The following is an 18,910-nucleotide window of genomic DNA, read 5'->3' as shown; positions in this document are numbered from 1 at the left end:
GCCGGGGCCGGGGCCGGGGCCGGGCGGCCGTCGGCGTCCGCGCCCGGGGCCGCCGCTCGGTACGGGGTCGGGGCCGTGGCCGCCGTCGCGGGAACCGAGGCGCCGGCCAGGCCGGCCGCGGCGAGGGTCAGCGCGCCGAGCAGGCGGATGATCCGGTGTCGTGTCATGGCCCCGGAGTGAAGCCCGCCGTCCGGTGGCACACCAGGGCGGGCCGCCCCGCCCTGGCGCGATCCGGCCCCCGCGTCGGGTGCTCCGGCCCGGTACGTACGCGGGGCGGCGGCGACCCGGCCACCGCCCGGCCGGGGGCGGGTGGCCTGGGGCCGGTCAGCTGCCGGTGGGAAGGACGGCCACGGCCTCCTCGTCCGCGTACACGGTGTCCCCGGGGCGGAACGTGACCCCGCCGTTCGTGGCGGGCCCGCCCACGACGCCCGCGCCGGTCTCGCCGGGCTCGCGGGGGATGGCCCGATGCCCGGGTCGAGTCCGCCGAGAGCCGCGCCGGCGCGGACCGCCCCGTGGGGATCAGTCGTTGAGTCGCCGAACAGGATGCGGTAGCCGACAGCAGAACCAGGGCCGAGAGCCGGCCTCCGACGACGGCACGGTTCTGCGGACGCGCTCAGCGGGGCGCGGCCGGCCTGGTGAGCGCGAGCACGGCGAGGGTCGCGACACCGGCCGCGCCGACCGCGCCCGCCGCCAGGAAGGCACCGCGGGAGCGCCAGGAGAGTACGGAGAAGGCGGACTGCGCGGAGAGGACCGAGCCCACGCTCAGCCACGACCCGGCGGAGCCGAGCGAGAGTGACGAACCGAGGGAGGCGGCGGACAGCGCGGAGCCGACCGAACCGATCGAGAGCACGCTGCCCACCGAACCGACGGAGAGCACCGAGCCCACCGAGCCGATCGACAGCACCGAGTCCTTGGACCACAGGGAAAGGGACGATCCTTCTGGCATGCGCGTCATGCTGCCACACGGGTCGCGGGTCCGGTGGGTACGACGGGGGCGGCGGGAACGGACGGCACCGCCGGGGTGGTCGGGGCCGCGGAGGCGACCGGGGCCTCGCGGCCGACAGAGCCTGCGGGGGCGGTGGTGCCCGTGGGTGCGGCAGCCCCCGCGGGCGGGGCGGCGCTCTTCGGCACCGGTGGCGTCCGGGTGAGCAGGAGCACGCCGCGCGCGGCCGCCAGGGCTCCGGCCGCCGCCATCAGCACGCCGGCCGCCCCGCCCTGGAGGCGTTCGCCGAGCAGCACCATGCCGATGGCGGCGGCGGCGAGGGGGTTGGCCAGGTTCACGACGGCGAGCGGGGCGCCCAGTCCACCGCGGTAGGCACGCTGGGACAGCAGCATCCCGCCGACCGCGAAGACCACGACGAGCGCGGCCACCGAGACGACCCGGACGCTGAGCAGGGCTCCCCCGCGGCCGCCCGCCACCGCCACCGTCTGGGTCAGGGCGGAGGCCGCCGCGGAGGCGAGTCCGGAGGCCGTCGCGTGCCGCAGCCCCGAGCGCGGGTCCCGGGTGGCCGTCAGCAGCAGGATCACCACTGCCGTGGCGCCGGAGACGGCGAACGCCTCGGCCAGGGTGAGGGTGTCGTCGGGGGCCGGCCCGGACGCGGGGAGCAGCAGCAGGCCGAGTCCGGCGACGGTGGCCAGCGTGCCCCGCCATTCGGTGGCCGCGACCCGGCGCCCGGCTCCGCGCGCCCCCAGCGGAACGGCCGCCACCAGGGTGAGCGCGCCGAGGGGCTGGACCAGGGTGAGCGGGCCGTACCGCAGGGCCGCCGCGTGCAGCAGCGCCGCGGCGGCGTTCAGCCCGGCCGACCACCACCAGGCGCCGTTGCCGAACAGCGCCTTGGCGGTACGGGCCTCGGCGGCGCGGGCGAGCCGCTCCTGCGCGACGGCGGCGGCCGCGTAGGTCACGGCGGCGGCGAGGCAGAGCCCGACGGCGAGGACGGTGGCGTTCACCGTCCTGCTCCCACGGCGGCGCGCTCGCCGCGCGGGCGCGGCGGCCGGCGTACGGGGACGGCCGCGGAGGCGTCGGGCGCGCCCGGGGCGCCCCCGGATACGCCGGCACCGCCGCCGTCGGCAGCGCGGGTAGCGGAAGCCTCGGAGGCCTCGAAGGTCCCGGAGGTCTCGGCGATGCCGGGGCGGCCCGCGTCCGCCGCCGGGGCCGGGGCGGCCGGTCGGGGGATCAGCGACAGCGCCGCCCCCAGCAGCACGGTCGTCACGATCGCGTCGAGCCAGTAGTGGTTGGCGGTGCCGACGACCACGAGCAGGGTCACCAGCGGGTGGAGGAGCCACAGCACCCGCAGCCGGGAGCGGGTGGCGGCCATCATGCCCAGGGCCAGCATCAGCGCCCAGCCGAAGTGCAACGAGGGCATGGCCGCGAACTGGTTGGCCATGGTGTCGGCGGCGGGCGCGGCCCGGTAGACGGTGGGGCCGTAGACCTGCCCGGTGTCGACGAGGTGCGCCGTGCCGAGCATCCGCGGAGGTGCGAGCGGGAAGGCGAGGTGAAGGGCGAGGGCGGCGCCGGTGAGGACGACGAGGACCCGGCGCGCCCAGAGGTAGTGGGCGGGGCGGCGGGCGTAGAGCCAGACCAGGAACAGCGCCGTCGCGGGGAAGTGGACGCCCGCGTAATAGGTGTTCGCGGTGCGCACGAGGGTCTCCCCGTGCAGCAGCAGCCCCTGCACCAGCCCCTCTCCCGGCAGGTGCAGGGTGCGCTCGGCGTCCCAGACCCACCCGGCGTTGCGGAAGGCCTCGTCGGTGCGGCCGGTCGAGAGCATCCGGCCCGCCTTGTAGACGGTGAAGAGTCCGGCGACGAGCAGCAGCTCGCGGAAGAGGCGGCGGCGCGCGGCTCTCGGTCCGGCTGCCGGCCCGGCGGGTGTGGTGTGGGAGGTCATCCCCCGGTCTCGCTTCCTGTGTGCGCACATCGACACGCCAGTGTATCGATACATTCGCGTATCGATACGCCGGTGTACCGATACGCTCGCGTCCCGTACACTCCGAACCGGAACGTGCCACCCGAAGCGCCCCCGAGGAGAGCCGCACCCCATGACGTCGACGCCGGTCACCGCGCGCCGCTCCAAGATCAGCCCGGAGCGGGAGCAGGAGTTCTACGACGCCGTCCTGGACCAGCTGCGCGAGGACGGTTACGAGGCCCTCACCATGGAGGGCATCGCCGCTCGGGCCAGCTGCGGAAAGTCCACGCTGTACCGGCAGTGGAAGACGAAGCCCCAGCTCGTCGCCGCCGCCCTGCGGGCCGGCCGGCAGGGCACGCTGGTCGCGGTGGACACCGGCTCCTTGGCGGGCGACCTGCGCGAGGCGGCCCGGATCGCGGGCTGCAGCTCGGGGCGGGACACCCGGCTGATGCAGGCCCTCGGACATGCGGTCCTGAACGACGAGGAGCTCCAGGCCGCTCTGCGCGAAGCCCTGGTCGGGCCGGAGCTGGCCGCCTTCGACGTGATGGTGGCGCGGGGCGTGGCGCGGGGAGAGATCACCGCGGACCACCCGGCGGTGGAGTTCCTGCCGGCGCAGCTGATGGGCGTGCTCCGCATCCGGCCGGTGCTGGAGGGTCGGTACGCCGACGCCGAGTACCTGGTCCGCTTCGTCGACGCGGTCCTGCTGCCCGCCCTGGGTCTGACCCCGCCCGGCTGCCCGGACGGCCCGACCCCCTGATACCGGTGGCCCGCCGGCTCGATGACCGGACGGCGGACCGCCCGCGCTGCCTCGTGGGGACGGCGGCAGCGCGCCACCCGGACCGGGCGGCGGACACTCCCGAGCGGAGTGCCCGCCGCCCGATCTGCGCGGGTCACCGAACCGCCCTGGCCCTGCCCGCGATCCCGGTGCGACCTTTCGGTTCGGCTCCGGCCCGGCAACGGGTACGACCCGCCGTCACGCCGGCGCGTGCCGCGAGAGGGCCCGCCGGATGGTCGGTGCGGCCGTACGAACGGCGTGGCCGTACGAACGCACGAGCACACTCCCGGGCCGCGCCGCGCCGCGGACCCCCGCGGCCGGATCGGCGCACCGGGCTACGGGGATGAGCGGCGCGGCGCTGCCGGACCCTCGCCCCGCCCGCGTAGCCGGTCGGGCGGCGCCGCTCGGGGGTGTCAGCGGGCGGCGCCCATGATGCGGGTGAACTCCTCCGGGTCGGTGTCGAAGCCGTGAAGTCGGGCGGTCAACGACCAGCCGCCCGAGGCGTCCCGGGCGAACTCGGCCACCGTGGCCGCGTTGGCGGCCGCGATGGAGTCGAAGTCGGTCGCCGCCAGGTCGATGTGGCCTTCGCGTATCCGGACGCCCGCGCCCTCGATGTCGGCGAACGTCTTCCCGGCGTCACCCGCGTCGGCGCGCTGTATGACCACGCCCACCACGACCCGACGCAACTCCGCTGCCATCCGGTCCAGTTCGAGGGTCATGACCTCGTCGAAACCGAAACCCTGTCCGGTGTGGCTGTCCCGGTTGAGGGTGATGGTGCCGTCGGGGGACCTGCTGCCGAAGTGGACCAGGTGGACGGGGCTGCCGTGCAGGTCCGCCGCGCCGTAGACCGCGACGACTATGTCCAGGTCGTTGGCCGGCGCGCCGGCCCGACTCGGGTCCCACCGCAGTGCGACCTCTACTTTGGCCAGGCCCTTGCGTACACCGGTCACCGAACTCCCCCTCCGTTTGCCGGGATCTGCCCGGCCATCGTGCCACGCGGCCCGGACGGCGGGCCGGGCGACCGTACGATCCCGGCCGCGGGCCCGTCGCCCGGGGGCGTCACCAGTCGCCGTCCTGCACGGGTTTGCCCGGTCGCGGGGCGTTTCCGAGCGGCTTGATCTGGCCGGGAACGGGCTCGGACCACGGGGTGTGGTCGTCGCCCAGCCACTCCCCCACCGGCTTGACCTCACCCAGGGGCCCGGCCGGGGCGAGGTCGGTGCCGGACTCGTCGTAGTAGTCGAACCAGGGCAGCCCGGCCCGCGTGTAGGCGGCCCGGTCCACGGGCGACGGCGGCGCCTCCTCCCCGGTGATGCGGCGCCACGCGGGCGGCGTCACCAGGTGGACGAAGACCCGGGCGGCCGGCTCCTCGTCCCAGTCGGACAGCGGCCGGTCGTCGCGGTAGACCTCCTGGTGCATGGAACCGCCGGCGCCGAGCCCCATCGCCGGTGCGGGAACGGGCGCCGCCGCGGCGCGCGGGGCCGATCCGGGCTGCGGGAGGCCGCCCGGCGCCGCCGCCATCGGCATGGGCACCGCGCCGCCGTACCCGCCGACGGCGCCGGGAGCGCCCGGGGGCGGGCCGGCCCCGTACTGCGGGAGGGCCGTGCGGAGTCTGGCCTGCTCCGCCCGGAGCCGCTCCTCCTCCGCCCGGCGCCACGCGGCGAGCGCCCCCGCGCGCAGCGGGAACGCCTGGAGCTGCACCCCGCCGGTCGTCTCCTCGCCGGTGACCTGCCCCTCGACGGTGGCGCCGAGGCCCAGCGGCACGGCGACGAACTGGCGGACGGTACCCTCGCCCGAGTTGATCCCGTCCAGCCACGGCTGGCGCGGCAGCACCAGGTAGTTCTGCGGGGTGCGCGCGAGCCGGCCCGTCCAGCGCTCGCCGGAGACCGCGCACACCTTGCCGACGCCGACCTGGAGGGCCCCGGGCTCCCGGGTCCCGCCGAAGCTCAGCCACATCGCCTCGCGCAGGTACACGGGCAGCATCACGCCGCCCTTCGCCAGCCACTCCGGCGGCACGGTGTCCGGATAGTCCTCGACCCTGCGCAGCGGGAAGTCGCCGAGCCCCGGGGGCAGCGCGTGCGTACCCGATTCGGGCAGCCGCAGGGTCCGGACGAACCGGATCCGCACCCCCTCGCCCAGTAGCAGCGTGCTTCCGTCGATGCGTACCGAACCTGCTCCCATGCCCACCCCTTTATCCCGCTCCCGCCCGTTTCGACCGCAGATCCTGTGGCCGATCCGGATTGTTATCCTCAAGTTTTACTCAGATCTAGTGACGCTGCGGCCGTCGCCTTCCTAGCTTCCTCGTACACGTGTCACGACGTCCCCCCACGTCCCCGCGGTTCCACGTGCGCCGGCGATCCCGCGCACGCCCCGCGTTCCGAGGAAAGAGTGCAGCATGAAGGTTCCCCAGGCCGGCGCGGTCTCCGCAGTGATCGCCCTCGTCCTGACCACCTCCGGATGCGGTGGCGACGACGAGGCCAAGGGGATCTCCATCGGCATCAAGTTCGACCAGCCCGGCATCGGGTTGCGCGAGGCCGACGGATCGTTCACCGGCTTCGACGTGGACGTCGCCACGTACGTGGCCAAGCAGCTCGGCTACAGCGCGGACCGGGTCGAGTTCAAGCAGGTCTACAGCAACGACCGCGAGCTGCTGCTCCAGTACAACGAGGTCGACTTCGTCGCCGCGAGCTATTCGATCAACGCCAAGCGCAAGGAGAAGGTCGACTTCGCCGGCCCGTACTTCGTCGCGCACCAGGACCTGCTCGTGCGCGCCACCGACAACAGCATCACCAAGGCGGAGGACCTCAACAGCAAGAGGCTCTGTTCGGTGACGGGCTCGACGTCGGCGGAGAACATCAGGACCACTCTGGCGCCGAAGGCGAGCATCCTGGAGCTTCCCGGCTATTCGGAGTGCCTCGTCGCCCTCCAGGAGAACCAGGCCGACGCCATGACCACGGACAACGCCATCCTGGCCGGTTACGTGGCACGCAAGGGCAATGAGGGCAAGTTCAAGCTGACGGGCCAGAGCCTGAGCAACGAGAACTACGGCATCGGGGTCAAGAAGGGCGACAAGGAGCTCCAGGGAAAGATCAACGACGCGCTGAAGAAGATGGTCCAGGACGGCTCCTGGGACGAGGCCGTGAAGAAGAACTTCGGTCCGGCCAACTTCAAGTACGACCCGGCCCCGCAGGTCGCCCCGATCGGCTGAGCCGCACCGGCTCGCGGGTCGTGCCCGCCTCCCCACCCCGGGTCGTGCCCGGAGCCGCGCCGCGGGTCACCCCGCGGGCGGCGCGTAGTGCGCCAGATAGCCGCGCAGCAGCGGGTCGAGGTCCGAGGGGTCGCCGCCGTGCACCGCCCGCCACAGCCGGTTCTCTATCCAGAAGCGGTGCGCGAACTCCTCGAAGGAGGGCGCGCACCACAGCATCGCGGTCCGCTGCTCCTCCGTGTCGCCGAGGTGGTCCCCCTCGTACTCGTAGTCGAGGTGCGAGTGCACGACGAACGCCTCGCCCGACGGTCGCAGGTAGAGGTACCAGATGACGCAGTCCTGCTGGTCCCGCAGGAAGCGGACGAGGAAGGCCCCCGGCTCGACCGGGCTGGGTATCGGGTCCGAGACGTCGCTCCAACAGGCCGTCACGGAGACCTCGTCCAGCAGGCGGTGCAGGCGCGCGGAGGTCTGGAACACGGTGAAGTCCCGTGGCAGCCGCAGGCCTTGGGCTTCGAGCAGACCGGCCAGGGCCTCGAGCTTGGCCACCTGCTGCGGGACGGCGTCACCGACTCCCCCGAGGTCCTCGAAGGCGCCCGTGAACCGGCCCGGGTCGAGCGGCGGCAGCGTCTCGTAGGGGTAGCGCTCGTACGTGTAGCGGCAGGCGCGGTACTCCCCGAGGTCGGTGGCGCACCAGGCGGCACCGAAACCGGCCGGGAGCAGGGCGGATCCGGATCGTTCACTCATCGAAAACCCCGTTGGTCACTGCGAGCGGTTCGTATCGGATCCAGCCTCGCACCCGGCACTGACAACAGCCCTGGCCACGGGAGCCGGTGGGGCCACGGGCGAACGCCCCGCACGCGCCCCCGCCCCGCCACCGCACAGGGCAGCCCGTTCACCGCCCGGACGGGAACACTGATTTCCGCGTTCCGGACACATGGTTTTCATCTGATAAGCACATGACAATGCGAACCTCGCTCTGCCACCTGACACCCCGCCAACCGCAAGGGCGGGGACGGTGCGTGTGGAGAGGAACCCCCCACGTCATGAGATTCTCCCGCCTCACTCCCGCGGCCGCCGGCCTCGCGGCGATCGCCCTGCTGGCCGTACCGGCCACCGCTTCGGCCGGGCAGGAGCGAACGGCGGCTCCCCACGCCGCCGCGACCGGTTCCGCCGCGATCGAGCCGTACTACGCGGCCGCCGAGGGAAAGACCGGCGCCGCGCTGAAGTCGGCCCTGCACACGATCATCAAGGCCCAGTCCAAGGTGAACTACGACGGGGTCTGGAACGCCCTTAAGGTGACCGACCAGGACCCGGCGAACCCGAACAACGTCATCCTGCTCTACTCCGGCCGCTCCCAGTCCAAGTCCACCAACGGCGGCGGGGCCAACGACTGGAACCGCGAGCACGTCTGGGCCAAGAGCCACGGCGACTTCGGCACCGCAACCGGCCCGGGCACCGACCTGCACCACCTGCGCCCCGAGGACGTGACCGTCAACAGCACGCGCGGGAACAAGGACTTCGACCAGGGCGGCAGCCCCGTCGGGGAGGCCCCCGGCAGCCTCACCGACTCCGACTCCTTCGAGCCGCGGGACGCGGTCAAGGGTGACGTGGCGCGGATGCTGCTGTACATGGCGGTCCGCTACGACGGTGGCGACGGCTTCGCGAACCTGGAAATGAACGACAAGGTCAACAACGGCTCCGCACCCGCCATGGGCCGGATCAGCGTCCTGAAGCAGTGGAGCCAGCAGGACCCGCCGGACGCCTTCGAGAAGCGCCGCAACCAGGTCATATTCGACAGCTACCAGCACAACCGCAACCCGTTCATCGACCACCCGGAGTGGGTCGCCTCCATCTGGTGACCGCGCGTGGCGGCCGGTGACCGCGCGGTGCGGGGGTTGGGCCGCGCCAGGAAGGGTATTCGCCGGTCAGAGGCCACCGACCGCACACTGCGGCCGGTGGCCGAGCCGACGGAGGTGCGTCGCATGGACGGAGCCGGACTCTCGGATCGCGAGCAGCGCGCCTTCTCCGCGATCGAGGCCCAACTCAGGCAGGACCGCTCCCTCGACCGGATGATGCGTTCGTCGCCCCGACGTCATCGCACCGTGGCGGCAGGCCTGCTGGGCGCGGTGACGGCCGCGCTGTTCGTGGCGGCCTCGGTCACCGTGTCGCACGCGCTGATCTGGGCGTTCGCCGCCACCTGGACCCTGACTGTGGTGACCGCGCTGCCACTGCTCGGCGGGTGGCTCCTCCGCCACTGGCAGCAGCGGGACCGCACGACCGGCCGGAACCCCGACGACCGCGGATAGGGCCCGCCCACGGCTCCACGGAAATGTCCGATCCGATGCTTGGCCGCAGAATGGACGGTATGCACCGTCGATCCTGATTGGACACGAGCATGACGGACCTCAAGTTTGAGCAGAAGCGCTCCCTGTCCCGCTTCGAGGCGGCCGACCAGCTCTCGGCGCTCGCGGCCATGCTCAGGGAGGGCGGTGAGGCCGACGTCGCACTCGGCGCCGGGACACTGAGCCTGCGGATTCCGGACGACCTTCGCAGCGAGATCGAGGTCGAGGTCGACGACGGGCAGATCGAGCTGGAGATCGAGCTCACGTGGTCGACCACAGCGGCGAAGACCGCGCCGTCCCGGACGGCGGCAGTCCCTGAGAGGTCCCGGGAGAAGGCCCCGGCACGCAAGACCGCGCCCGCCGCCAAGGCCGGCCGGAGCGGCGCGGGCACCAGCAGGAGCAAGAGCGCCAAGCGGTCCGCCGCGAAGGCGACGTGAGCCGTTCCCCGCGGGCCTGCGGCCGGACGCCGCGGCGGGGCTACGCAGGACTGTGTGCCGCTGCCACCGTGTGGTGGCAGCGGCACACAGTCCGTGCGTGGGGTACGGGCTAGTCGGTGCAGTACCTCTTGAGCGCTGAGTCGAAGGCGGCCGTGTAGGCAGCGGCGTGCGCTTCCTTCGCGGCCTTCTGCGCGGCGGCGTCAGGTGCGAGGCCCTGCGGCGGCGGCTTCAGCTGCGGCTTCGCGTCACACACACCGGACTGGGCCAGCTCCTTGCCGTCCGTGAAGCCCTCCTTCGCGCCGGCCTTCCGCGCCGTGTCGATGGCCTTCTTGTTCACGGCGTCCTGAGCCGCCTGGCCGCCCAGGCAGGTGGCGTTGAGTCCGCCGGCGCCCGCCTGCGTGGCCGTGTACTTGCCGGCGGGTACGTCGCTCGCCGTGAACTTCCCGTCCTCGCCCACGGTGATCAGCACACCACCGGGGCCGTCGGTCTGATCGACGGTGACCTTGGTCCCCTTCGTGAAGCCCTCGCCCGTGACGATGGCCTTGGTGGCGTCGCCCGCCTTCGCTTCGACGAAGCACGCCGCGGACGGCACGGCCTGCGGTGTGGACTGCGGACCGGCCGCCCACACCGCTGCGGCCGTCGGCCCGACGGCGAGCGAACAGGCCAGGAGGGGGGTACAGAGGATGATGCGATTGCGCTTGTTCATCTCGTGGTCCTCACCTTTGGTGGGAGAGCGGTAGAGGGCGTCAGGTCCGCGCCCCGGAGGCGGGCGTACGGACGGGGCCCCGAGCTTCGTATGGGACGGGTGCGCTCCCCGCGCACGTACCGATCCGCTCGAAAGGCAGGCCTTCCGTTCCATGGTCCCCCGCCCCCGTGCACCTGTCGCGCTCAAAGCGATGCACAAATAGGGCAAATCGCCACCGGGAGTCACGCTCCTGCCTTCCTTCCCGTGAGCGTCCCGGTTCGCGGTCAGAGGCGGTCGGACAGGGCCTTGAACTCCGCCCAGGAGCGGGCGGGTTGACGGTCGTCCCAGACCTTCTGGGAGAGCGCGGCCAGCGGGGTGCGGATACCCTGCGCCACCTGCGCCTGGGTCTGGGCGTTCGCCAGGTCGCTCCACACGGCGAGGCGGGCTCCGAGTATCTGCGGCCCGTACCGCGCGGGGACCGGAGTCGTGCCGCGGAGCACCAGCGGGGTCCACTCCTCGTAGATGCGCCGGCCGGTGGGGTAGGTGAACTGGTTGGGCTGGCCGAGGACGTAATACAGGTACTCGTCGTTCAGGTTGACCACCTTGCGGCCCTCGCGCAGGTACTCCAGCGGCGGGCGGGCGCCGAGCTCCTTGCCCGTCCAGTACTCGACCTGAAGGTCCGCGGCGGCCTTCGCGACGCCGTCGGAGAAGAAGCCGTCGTTCCAGGCCTTGAGCGCCTTGCCGGACGGACGGACCACGTCGGCACGGTCGTTGAGCCAGCCCGTCGCGAGGTCTTGGACCCGCGCCGTGGGCCCGTAGCGCTCCCGGGCGGCCGCGGCGAGCTGCGGGAAGGACGCCTGCGGGTCGCGGACGACGAGGGCCTGGTACTCGTCGGCGCCCAGGTGCCAGGCACCGCCCGGGAACAACGGCAGGTACTCGCGCAGCAGTTCGTCGATGAGCTTGGCCGCGGCGGGGTTGGATATGTCCACCGCGCCCTTCACCGCCTTGCCCTGGACGTCGCGCAGTTGCAGGTCCGGGTGGGCGCGCAGCACCGCGCCGAGGTGTCCGGGCGAGTCGATCTCCGGGACCACGGTGATGTGCAGGCTCGCGGCGAGCGTGGTGATCCTGCGGACCTCCGCCTTGGTGAGGTGCGGGGTGGAGACGATCTCGGGATGGCTGTCGGACTGGATCCGGAAGGCCTGGTCGTCGGAGAAGTGCAGGCCGAGCTGGTTGAGTTTGAGGTCGCCCATCTCGCGCAGCCGGTCCTCGATCCAGTCCGGGGTGAAGTTCTTGCGCGCGATGTCGAGGTTGAGGCCGCGCTGGGCGCGGGCCGGGGCGTCGCGCACGGTCCCCTCCGGGGCGGAGCCCGCGGCCTTCACGGCCTGCTTGAGGGTGCGGGTGCCGTAGAAGACGCCGGCCTCGTCGCGGGCGGTGACCGAGGCCCGGCCGTCCTTGACGGTGAGGGTGTACGACTCGGGCGCCTCGGAGGCGGCGTCGTCCAGGGACAGCCGTACGTCGCCGGGGTCGGCCTCCTGCGCCTCGGCGAAGCCCATGCCCAGTTCACCGGCGAGCAGCTTGGCCTCGTCGGTGAGTGCCGCGGCGTCGTCGGCGCCGACGATCACGCGGCCACTGGTGGCGGGCTTCCAGCCGGGACCGCGGGCCGGGACGTGCTCGCGGACGGCCGGGATGGTGCTCGGCGCCGTCGACATCGGGTACGTCCGCGTGGGATCCGGGGTCGGGTCGGCCGCTCCGGGGGTCGCGGCCCGGGCCGGCGTGCTGTTGCCGGGGGTGGGGGCGGCCGCGGGGGCCTCCTCGGAGGCGGCGGAGCAGCTCGGGACGGCGAGGGTCACCAGCGCGGCCACCGTTGCCGTCGCCATGACGTGGACCCTCATCTGTCGCCTCGGATTTCGCATCGTGCGCCCCTGTCCCCCGTACCAACGTGGCACGCGGGACACGGGCGCGCTACCCGGAGGGCTCGGACCAGGGCGTCGAGCGCGGCCGCGGCGAACCCGTGGTCCTGGTCAGGGGCGCCACCGCCGACGCCGATGGCGCCGATCAGCCGCCCGTCGCGGTGGACGGGCAGCCCGCCCGCGACGAGGAGGAGCGGCCGGTCGAGGGCGGTCGGCGGGTGAGGTGGGGGTCGGCGGGGAGTCAGTGGCGGGAGGGGACGGGTGCGGCGCTGCCCGCGGCCACGCTCCGCTCCGCGTCGGCCGGGAGGACGCCGGACTGGACGGCGCCGGGCTGGAGGACGCCGGGCTGGAGGACGCCGGGCTGGGGGACGCTGGGCTGGACGGCGCCGGGCGCCGTGCGGCGCTCCAGCGCGCCCGAGACGAGGGCGAGCACGAGGGCGGAGGCCGCCAGGGCCGCGCCGACCCAGTTCGGGGCGGTCCAGCCGAGGCCGGCGGCGATCACGAGCCCGCCGAGCCACGCGGCGAGGGCGTTGCCGAGGTTGAATGCTCCGATGTTGACGGCGGAGGCAAGGGTGGGCGCGCCGGCGGCCTGGTCGAGGACCCTCTTCTGCAGCGGCGGGACGGTAGCGAAACCGAGGGCGCCGATGAGCACGATGGTGACGGCCGCGCCGGCCTTGGTGTGGGCGGTCAGGGTGAACACCGCCAGCGTGACGGCGAGGGCGCCGAGGGACACGTACAGCATGGGCATCAGGGCGCGGTCGGCGAACCGGCCGCCGACGAGGTTCCCGGCGACCATGCCGAGGCCGAAGAGGACCAGCAGCCAGGTGACGGAGCCGTCGGCGAAGCCCGCGACGTTGGTCATCATCGGGGTGATGTAGGTGATCGCGGCGAAGACGCCACCGAATCCGAGCACGGTCATCGCCATCGCGAGCAGCACCTGCACGTCTCGGAAGGCGGCGAGTTCGCTGCGGATGCGGACGCCGCCGACGGGCCCGGGCAGTTCGGGCACCAGCTTGGCGATGCCGAGCAGGCCGAGGACGCCGAGTCCGGCGACGATCAGAAAGGTGACGCGCCAGCCGAGGATCTGCCCGACGAGGGTGCCGAGGGGGACGCCGATCACGTTGGCGACGGTGAGGCCGGTGAACATCATCGCGATCGCGCCGGCCTTCTTCTCGGGGGCGACGAGTTCGGCGGCGACGACCGCGCCGATGCCGAAGAAGGCGCCGTGGGCGAGGGAGGCGACCACGCGGCCGGTCAGCATGACGCCGAAGGCGGGGGCGAGCGCGGAGAGCACGTTGCCCGCGATGAACAGGCTCATCAGCAGCATCAGCATCCGCTTGCGGGGGATACGGGTGCCGAGGACGGTCATCAGCGGCGCGCCGAGGACCACGCCGAGGGCATATCCGGTGACCAGGAAGCCGGCCGTGGGGATCGAGACGCCGTAGTCGCCGGCGACCTCGGGGAGCAGACCCATGATCACGAACTCGGTGGTGCCGATCCCGAAGGCCCCGATGGCGAGGGCGAGGAGTGCGAGAGGCATGAGGGGAGGTGCCCTTCAGGGAGGTGGTGGAGCGGTGCGGCGTGTGGCTGCCCGGGGCGACATACGGTTGCTGTCGCGGCTTATGTGCGTCCACATTAATTGCAGACGCGGGATAATTGCAAACGCGGGATATTGCATGGGTGGCCTATCCTGGTGGTATCCGCGCCGCGGCGCCCTTCGCTGACGCACCGCAGCCCCGCAGCACCGCAGCACCGCACCCTCAGTTGGAGGAGCCCATGACGGCCACGGACAGCGCGCTCACCGCCCTCTCGCAGGGCTGGTGCGCCCTTTCCCTCCTGCACGGGCGGATCGAGACGCACATCGAGCGGGCGCTGCAGGCGGGGCACGGCCTCAGCGTGCGCGAGTTCTCGCTGCTGGACGTCCTCAGCCGCCAGCACGGCGGACCGGGCGGGCACCTGCGGATGCACCAGGTCGCGGACTCGGTCGTCCTCAGCCAGAGCGCGACGACGCGCCTGGTCAGCAGGCTGGAGGACCGCGGCCTGCTGAACCGCTACATCTGCGACACGGACCGGCGCGGCATCTACACGGACGTGAGCGGGGCGGGCCTGGACCTCCTCGCCGCGGCCCGCCCCACGAACGACGCCGCCCTGCGCGAGGCCCTGGACGAGGCCGCGCTCGACCCGCAACTCGCTCCGCTGGTCACGGCGGTGGAGAACGCCGTCCCCGCAGCTCCCCGGGGGCACTGAACACGAGCGAGCGGGCCCGTCAGCGCTGCCCCTGTGACGACGGCGTGGACCCCGGGCCGGCCGACGGGGCCGACGGGGACGAGGACGGCTGCCGGGACGTGCTCGGCGCGCCCGGCGGCTGCGGCGACGGGGACGAGGGGGCTGCCGACGGGTTCCCCGCCCGGGACGTCGGGGTCACGGAGGGAGTCGCCCGCGGGACCGGGTACGACGCCGTCGCGGCCGGGCCGGGCGCCGACGTGGGCCCCGCCGGCTCCGCGGTACCGGCCGACGGGGACGGGCGCACGGACGGTGACCGGCCCGGCGTCGGGGTGGACGGCGTCAGCTCCGGCGGCGCGGCCGGCGGGACCGGCCGGGGCGGTCCGGGGTCGGGCACGAGCAACAGGTAGCCCACCAGGGCCACGGCCGCCGCGGCGAGTCCGGCCAGGGGCAGCGCGAACCCGCGCAGCCGCGCCACCGGGGACCGGCGCAGGCCGGGGCCCGGCGGGTCCGCCGGGCGGAGGTCGCGCACGGTGATCCCGGCGGCGCGGGCGTCGAGGGCCTGCCGCAACCGCCGCTCGGCGGAGTGTTCGCCGTCGTGCGTCGTACGCGTCATACCCGACCCTCCAGAATCCGTTCCAGCGCGTCCAGTCCCCGGCTCGCGTTCGACTTGACCGCGCCCCGGCTGATGCCGAGCGTGGCCGCTATCTCCGCCTCGCTGAGGTCGGCCCAGTACCGCAGCACCAGGACCTGCCGCCGGCGCGGGGTCAGCCTGCCGAGCGCGGCCAGCACCTCGCGGTGGGCCTCGCCGAGCACGACGTGCGCCTCCGCAGACGGCACGTCGGCCGGGGCCGGTGGCGTCCACGCCCGTACCGTCCGTCTGCGGCGCAGCACCGAGCGGGAGGTGTTGACCACTGCCGTACGCAGGTAACCGAGGGCGTTGTCCACCTCGGTGATGTGCTCTCCGTGGCGGCGGTAGAGGGCCGTGAAGGCGTCCTGCACCACGTCCTCGGCGGTGGCCAGGTCGTCGACGAGCAGCACGGCCAGCCGCACCATGCCCAGCCGGTGCGCGTGGTACAGCGCGCTGACCGTGGGCGGGGCGCCGTCCCCGGGGAACGGCTCGTGGCCGGGGACGGGATCGTGGCTGCCGGGCCGGTCGTACGGGTGCGCGTACGCGTGCCCGGCCGCCGTCGGGGAGGAGCCGTCGCGGCGCAGGAACGACCACAGGCCCCGCCACGCCCGGTCGATGACGGGAGCGGCGGGGCCGGCGGTCGGTGCGAAGTGGAGCACGTGGTTCCTAGGCGTTGGCGCGGCGCCGTACGGCGTACAGGGCTCCGCCGCCGACGACGATCAGGCCGGCGGCCCCGGCGCCGAGGGCGGTGGTGGTGGAGGACGAGCCGGTCTCGGCGAGCTCGGGCGTACCGGACGGTGCGCTGGGGGCCGCGCTGGGAACGGCGGCGGGGGCGCCGGTCGGCCGGCCGCTCGGCGCGGTGCTCGGGGAGGCGCTCGGGGAGGCGCTCGACGGGGTGCTGACCGACGGAGCGGGCGCCGGGGCGGCGCTCGGCCTGGCGCTCCCGGGAGCGCTGGGGGCGGCGCCGGGCGTGGCGCTCGCCGGAGCCCCGGGGGCGACCGGGGCGGGGGCGGGGGCGGCCGAGGAGGTGGTCGCGGCGGAGGCGGGCCCGGCGAGAGCGACGGCCACACCCATGGCGGCCACGGTGACGGCCACCGCTCGGCGGACGGGCTGGGGGACGCGCTTCAGGTTCTTCACGGTGGTTCTCCACGGTCGGTCGAGGACGCCGGATCACGCCCTTCACCCCGCACGACGCGCGACCCGCCGTTCGGTTGCCGCCGCGGGCGAAAAACTTTCCGCGGCCCGGAACTCGGTCATCGCCGCGCCCGGTCGGCGGACGGCCGGGCGCTGAGGGAGCCGCGTCCGCCGGGGGCGTCAGTGCGGGAGCGGGAGACGGGTCGTGGCGGGGCCGGGCCGAGCCGGGCCGAGCCGGGCCGAGCCGAGCCGAGCCGAGCCGAGCCGAGCCGAGCCGAGCCCGTAGGTCTCGCCAGGGGCCCCCGGCCGATGCGGTGCGGCCCGCGTACGGTCACGGCGAGCGTCGGCAGCAGGACGGCACGACTGAGGAAGAGGGCGGGGCGGTCGGTGCCGGGGAGGTCGCCCGGGCGGACACAGCCCGCGACGATCAGCGCGTCGCGCGTTGACCAGCCAGAACGTCCATAACTCGCGGCGTGGGGCCCGACCGCGGAAGACCGCGGATCTCCCGAGGGCATCGGCGTAGTGGTGCATGACTTCCCGGGGGGAGGAGAACGAAGTCCCGGGCCGGATCGGTACGGGCCGGACTCGGACCGTAGAGCGGACCGGCCCTCCCGTCAAGGGGCATAGGCCTAGGTCAGAAGGGCCGGGCGGGTGTCCTCGGGCGGCCCCGCCCCGCGCTTGCCCGGCCTCGGCCGCCCGCTCGGGCCCCTCAGCCCGATCGCCCCGCTCCGCCCGGCCCGCCCAGGGCCGCCGCCAGGGTGGCGGTCGGCGCGGGCGGGGCCGCGGCGACGACCGTGCCGCCGCGGCCCCGGGCCGGAGACCCGGCCGGTCTCCGCCAGCCGCTGGTACGCCTCCGTGACGAGCCCCGGGACACGCCGGGCTCGGCGGCGAGCACGCGGCTGGCCAGGCGCCGGGTGGGCACGGCTTCCGTCAGGTTCCGGGGCCGGCAGTCGGTACGGGGTCCGGGGCCGGTTCGCCGAGCCGCTTGTCGGGGCGCCGGGCGTAACAGAACAGGTGCGGCTCCGGTTCGGCCAGGCCGCCGGCGGGGTGGAAGAGGACCGTACGGTGGTGCAGCACTTCCAGCCCGCCGGCCGTGAGCCGGGCCAGGTGGTCCTCGGTGGACAGACTGCTGACGGTGACCCGGTGGCCCATGAACTCGATGCCCAGGCCCCGGATGTCACCGGGCACGGTCGCCAGCACGAGGTAGCCGCCGGGCCGGACCCACGAAGCCATCCGCTCCAGGGCCGCCGCCACCTCCGGCTGGTCCATCATCAGCAGCGGGAAGAAGGAGCACACGGCGTCGAAACCGGCCTCACCCGGCGTGTACGTGCGGACGTCGGCCTGCTCGAAGCGGGCCTGCGGCACCCGGCCGCTGGCCAGGGCGACCATCGCCCCCGATACGTCGATGCCCGTCACCGCGCAGCCCGCGGCGGCGAGCCTTTCGGCGGTCGGCCGGCCGGTGCCGCTGCCCACGTCCAGCACCCGGGCGCCGTGCGAGAGCCGGGCGGCGAGCCAGTCGAGCGCTTCCAGCTGCGCGGGGTCCTGCCCGAAAGCCTCCTCGTAGCGCGTGGACAGTGCGTCGAACACCTCGGCTGCGGACGGTTCCCGCTCGTTCGTCGGCACGTACGTTCCTCCCGGTCGGTCGTCGGCTCTGCGGGGTGCCCCGGCACAGGTCCAGGGGTGTGCGGTCCGGTGTGCGTCAGCGCAGGATGCCGGCCCGGCGGGCGTCCTGGATCCAGGACGGGAACTCCGACAGGAGCCGGTCGTACAGCTCTGGGTCGGAGAGGGTCTCGATGTCGTCGACCGCGAAGAAGCCGACGTTGTCGACGCGGCGGCCGGGCAGGGTGTCGAAGCGTTCCAGTACGCCGTAGTCGGCCCGGCCGAGGCCGATGAACTGCCAGAAGACCGGCTCCTCCACGGCCGCGCGCAGCTCCCGTTCGATCGCGTCGTTGCGGTAGACCCCGCCGTCGGAGAAGAACAGGACCAGTGTGGGTTCGGGTGCCGGATGGTCACGGACGAACGCCCGGACCTCCGCGATGACCTTCTGCTCCTCGTTGCCGATGCCGACGGCGCGCATGTCGACCTGGCCGGAGACCAGCCCCTTGGGCGGCTTGCGCCGGCCGAAGAGGCTGAACTCGCCGCCGCGCACGTGCAGGCGCAGCCATTCCGGCAGGGCGCCGATCGTCAGGTCGGGAAGCCGCGCCGGGTGGGAGGCGAACGTCCAGGCCTGCATCTCCCCGTCCTCGTCGAGCTGGGCGGCGACGGCGGCCATCCGTTCGGCGACGCCCGCGACGGTGCCGCGGTGGTAGAGCCCGGCCATGGAGCCGGACGCGTCGAGGACGAGGACGACCCGGGCGGACAGGCCCGTGACGCCCCGCTTGCTCAGGCTGACGGCCACCTGCCGTTTGCGCAGCGACAGGCGCTCGCGCACGTCGGAGGGCAGCCGCTCCTCCCCCTTGGTGAACCGTACGGTCGGCTCGGCGGCCGCGGCAGCGGGTGCGGGCGGCGCGGGTGCGGGCGGCGCGGGCGCGGGCGGCGCGGGCGCGGGGCGTGCCGAAGCGGCGGCCTGCGGCTGCGGAAGCGGCTGCGGCTGCGGCTGCGGCTGCGGCTGCGGCTGCGGCTGCGGCTGCGGCTGCGGCTGCGGCTGCGGCTGCGGCTGCGGCTGCGGCTG

General features: G+C 74.0%; 21 protein-coding genes and 1 pseudogene. 6 read left to right on the top strand and 16 right to left on the bottom strand.

The annotated features are described in order from the left end of the window. Positions 1 to 324: 324 nt before the first annotated feature. From ACFWW8_RS32535 to ACFWW8_RS32520, 4 genes are all read right to left on the bottom strand, one after another. Positions 325 to 459, bottom strand: a complete 135-nt coding sequence (locus ACFWW8_RS32535) for a hypothetical protein (protein ID WP_386534888.1) — start codon at positions 457 to 459, stop codon at positions 325 to 327. A gap of 154 nt (positions 460 to 613) precedes the next feature. Continuing rightward, positions 614 to 946, bottom strand: a complete 333-nt coding sequence (locus ACFWW8_RS32530; RefSeq protein ID WP_386534803.1) for a hypothetical protein — start codon at positions 944 to 946, stop codon at positions 614 to 616. A 5-nt stretch (positions 947 to 951) separates the two neighbouring features. Then, a complete protein-coding gene (locus tag ACFWW8_RS32525) occupies positions 952 to 1,947 on the bottom strand; it encodes a hypothetical protein (protein WP_386534799.1) in 996 nt (331 codons plus the stop codon). Further along, positions 1,944 to 2,882 carry a phosphatase PAP2 family protein gene (locus tag ACFWW8_RS32520; protein ID WP_386534796.1) on the bottom strand — a complete coding sequence of 313 codons (939 nt, stop codon included), beginning with the start codon at positions 2,880 to 2,882 and terminating at the stop codon, positions 1,944 to 1,946. The genes ACFWW8_RS32525 and ACFWW8_RS32520 overlap by 4 nt, the downstream gene beginning before the upstream one ends. 151 nt (positions 2,883 to 3,033) lie before the next feature. Between ACFWW8_RS32520 and ACFWW8_RS32515 the strand changes: the two genes are divergently transcribed. Then, positions 3,034 to 3,657, top strand: coding sequence for a TetR/AcrR family transcriptional regulator (locus ACFWW8_RS32515; RefSeq protein ID WP_386534793.1), 624 nt, complete (start codon positions 3,034 to 3,036; stop codon positions 3,655 to 3,657). Positions 3,658 to 4,088: 431 nt separating this feature from the next. On the opposite strand, the gene ACFWW8_RS32510 is transcribed toward ACFWW8_RS32515, so the two are convergent. Together ACFWW8_RS32510 and ACFWW8_RS32505 are read right to left on the bottom strand one after the other, a co-directional pair. Continuing rightward, positions 4,089 to 4,625: a TerD family protein gene (locus tag ACFWW8_RS32510; protein WP_386534790.1), complete on the bottom strand. Its 537-nt coding sequence runs from the start codon at positions 4,623 to 4,625 to the stop codon at positions 4,089 to 4,091. 109 nt (positions 4,626 to 4,734) lie between these two features. Then, positions 4,735 to 5,853 (bottom strand): hypothetical protein, encoded by a 1,119-nt coding sequence (locus tag ACFWW8_RS32505; protein WP_386534787.1) that lies wholly within the window; start codon positions 5,851 to 5,853, stop codon positions 4,735 to 4,737. Between the two features lie 214 nt (positions 5,854 to 6,067). On the opposite strand from ACFWW8_RS32505, the gene ACFWW8_RS32500 reads away from it, so the two are divergent. Then, positions 6,068 to 6,880, top strand: coding sequence for a glutamate ABC transporter substrate-binding protein (locus ACFWW8_RS32500; protein WP_386534784.1), 813 nt, complete (start codon positions 6,068 to 6,070; stop codon positions 6,878 to 6,880). A 66-nt stretch (positions 6,881 to 6,946) separates the two neighbouring features. Here the strand turns inward: ACFWW8_RS32500 and ACFWW8_RS32495 are convergent, their stop codons facing one another. Beyond that, the gene (locus ACFWW8_RS32495; RefSeq protein ID WP_386534781.1) at positions 6,947 to 7,621 is read right to left on the bottom strand and encodes a hypothetical protein; all 675 of its coding nucleotides are present in this window, start codon (positions 7,619 to 7,621) and stop codon (positions 6,947 to 6,949) included. Between the two features lie 299 nt (positions 7,622 to 7,920). Between ACFWW8_RS32495 and ACFWW8_RS32490 the strand changes: the two genes are divergently transcribed. The 3 genes from ACFWW8_RS32490 to ACFWW8_RS32480 all read left to right on the top strand — a co-directional run bounded on the left by ACFWW8_RS32490 (position 7,921) and on the right by ACFWW8_RS32480 (position 9,656). Continuing rightward, entirely contained in the window at positions 7,921 to 8,736 is an 816-nt protein-coding gene (locus ACFWW8_RS32490) for an endonuclease I family protein (RefSeq protein ID WP_386534779.1), read from the top strand. A gap of 96 nt (positions 8,737 to 8,832) precedes the next feature. Then, positions 8,833 to 9,183, top strand: coding sequence for a DUF3040 domain-containing protein (locus ACFWW8_RS32485; RefSeq protein ID WP_386534776.1), 351 nt, complete (start codon positions 8,833 to 8,835; stop codon positions 9,181 to 9,183). A gap of 89 nt (positions 9,184 to 9,272) precedes the next feature. After that, positions 9,273 to 9,656, top strand: coding sequence for an amphi-Trp domain-containing protein (locus ACFWW8_RS32480; RefSeq protein WP_386534773.1), 384 nt, complete (start codon positions 9,273 to 9,275; stop codon positions 9,654 to 9,656). Between the two features lie 109 nt (positions 9,657 to 9,765). Here ACFWW8_RS32480 and ACFWW8_RS32475 read toward each other — a convergent pair whose 3' ends face one another. The 4 genes and pseudogenes from ACFWW8_RS32475 to ACFWW8_RS32460 form a co-directional block, all read right to left on the bottom strand. Next, positions 9,766 to 10,362, bottom strand: coding sequence for a hypothetical protein (locus ACFWW8_RS32475; RefSeq protein ID WP_386534770.1), 597 nt, complete (start codon positions 10,360 to 10,362; stop codon positions 9,766 to 9,768). A gap of 263 nt (positions 10,363 to 10,625) precedes the next feature. After that, the gene (locus ACFWW8_RS32470) at positions 10,626 to 12,218 is read right to left on the bottom strand and encodes a glycoside hydrolase family 20 protein (RefSeq protein ID WP_386534767.1); all 1,593 of its coding nucleotides are present in this window, start codon (positions 12,216 to 12,218) and stop codon (positions 10,626 to 10,628) included. Between the two features lie 101 nt (positions 12,219 to 12,319). Further along, positions 12,320 to 12,466: pseudogene (locus ACFWW8_RS32465) on the bottom strand (heme-binding protein); the annotation flags it as partial. Positions 12,467 to 12,492: 26 nt separating this feature from the next. Next, positions 12,493 to 13,791, bottom strand: a complete 1,299-nt coding sequence (locus ACFWW8_RS32460) for an MFS transporter (RefSeq protein ID WP_386534765.1) — start codon at positions 13,789 to 13,791, stop codon at positions 12,493 to 12,495. A 236-nt stretch (positions 13,792 to 14,027) separates the two neighbouring features. Between ACFWW8_RS32460 and ACFWW8_RS32455 the strand changes: the two genes are divergently transcribed. Next, positions 14,028 to 14,498 (top strand): MarR family winged helix-turn-helix transcriptional regulator, encoded by a 471-nt coding sequence (locus ACFWW8_RS32455; protein ID WP_386534762.1) that lies wholly within the window; start codon positions 14,028 to 14,030, stop codon positions 14,496 to 14,498. A gap of 19 nt (positions 14,499 to 14,517) precedes the next feature. Here ACFWW8_RS32455 and ACFWW8_RS32450 read toward each other — a convergent pair whose 3' ends face one another. The 5 genes from ACFWW8_RS32450 to ACFWW8_RS32430 form a co-directional block, all read right to left on the bottom strand. Next, positions 14,518 to 15,090, bottom strand: a complete 573-nt coding sequence (locus ACFWW8_RS32450) for a hypothetical protein (RefSeq protein WP_386534759.1) — start codon at positions 15,088 to 15,090, stop codon at positions 14,518 to 14,520. Then, positions 15,087 to 15,764: an RNA polymerase sigma factor gene (locus ACFWW8_RS32445; RefSeq protein ID WP_386534756.1), complete on the bottom strand. Its 678-nt coding sequence runs from the start codon at positions 15,762 to 15,764 to the stop codon at positions 15,087 to 15,089. The genes ACFWW8_RS32450 and ACFWW8_RS32445 overlap by 4 nt, the downstream gene beginning before the upstream one ends. A 7-nt stretch (positions 15,765 to 15,771) precedes the next feature. Then, complete coding sequence (locus ACFWW8_RS32440) at positions 15,772 to 16,242, bottom strand: LAETG motif-containing sortase-dependent surface protein (protein ID WP_386534753.1); 471 nt, start codon at positions 16,240 to 16,242, stop codon at positions 15,772 to 15,774. Between the two features lie 927 nt (positions 16,243 to 17,169). Further along, positions 17,170 to 17,862, bottom strand: a complete 693-nt coding sequence (locus ACFWW8_RS32435; protein WP_386534751.1) for a class I SAM-dependent methyltransferase — start codon at positions 17,860 to 17,862, stop codon at positions 17,170 to 17,172. Between the two features lie 76 nt (positions 17,863 to 17,938). Then, positions 17,939 to 18,910 (bottom strand): vWA domain-containing protein (locus ACFWW8_RS32430; RefSeq protein WP_386534748.1); only part of this gene is annotated, 972 nt, incomplete at its 5' end.

This window comes from Streptomyces sp. NPDC058701 (assembly GCF_042715295.1).
Lineage (GTDB): Bacteria > Actinomycetota > Actinomycetes > Streptomycetales > Streptomycetaceae > Streptomyces.
The sequence above is the reverse complement of the archived record's forward strand: the minus strand, read 5'-3'. Positions and strand labels throughout refer to the sequence as shown.

Bases quoted from the DNA above. Each gene is read 5' to 3' on its own strand.
- ACFWW8_RS32515 (WP_386534793.1), top strand. From the start codon at position 3,034: ATGACGTCGACGCCGGTCACCGCGCGCCGCTCCAAGATCAGCCCGGAG.
- ACFWW8_RS32495 (WP_386534781.1), bottom strand. From the start codon at position 7,621: ATGAGTGAACGATCCGGATCCGCCCTGCTCCCGGCCGGTTTCGGTGCC.
- ACFWW8_RS32490 (WP_386534779.1), top strand. From the start codon at position 7,921: ATGAGATTCTCCCGCCTCACTCCCGCGGCCGCCGGCCTCGCGGCGATC.
- ACFWW8_RS32505 (WP_386534787.1), bottom strand. From the start codon at position 5,853: ATGGGAGCAGGTTCGGTACGCATCGACGGAAGCACGCTGCTACTGGGC.
- ACFWW8_RS32450 (WP_386534759.1), bottom strand. From the start codon at position 15,090: ATGACGCGTACGACGCACGACGGCGAACACTCCGCCGAGCGGCGGTTG.
- ACFWW8_RS32460 (WP_386534765.1), bottom strand. From the start codon at position 13,791: ATGCCTCTCGCACTCCTCGCCCTCGCCATCGGGGCCTTCGGGATCGGC.
- ACFWW8_RS32520 (WP_386534796.1), bottom strand. From the start codon at position 2,882: ATGACCTCCCACACCACACCCGCCGGGCCGGCAGCCGGACCGAGAGCC.
- ACFWW8_RS32480 (WP_386534773.1), top strand. From the start codon at position 9,273: ATGACGGACCTCAAGTTTGAGCAGAAGCGCTCCCTGTCCCGCTTCGAG.
- ACFWW8_RS32530 (WP_386534803.1), bottom strand. From the start codon at position 946: ATGCCAGAAGGATCGTCCCTTTCCCTGTGGTCCAAGGACTCGGTGCTG.
- ACFWW8_RS32500 (WP_386534784.1), top strand. From the start codon at position 6,068: ATGAAGGTTCCCCAGGCCGGCGCGGTCTCCGCAGTGATCGCCCTCGTC.
- ACFWW8_RS32470 (WP_386534767.1), bottom strand. From the start codon at position 12,218: ATGGCGACGGCAACGGTGGCCGCGCTGGTGACCCTCGCCGTCCCGAGC.
- ACFWW8_RS32475 (WP_386534770.1), bottom strand. From the start codon at position 10,362: ATGAACAAGCGCAATCGCATCATCCTCTGTACCCCCCTCCTGGCCTGT.
- ACFWW8_RS32455 (WP_386534762.1), top strand. From the start codon at position 14,028: ATGACGGCCACGGACAGCGCGCTCACCGCCCTCTCGCAGGGCTGGTGC.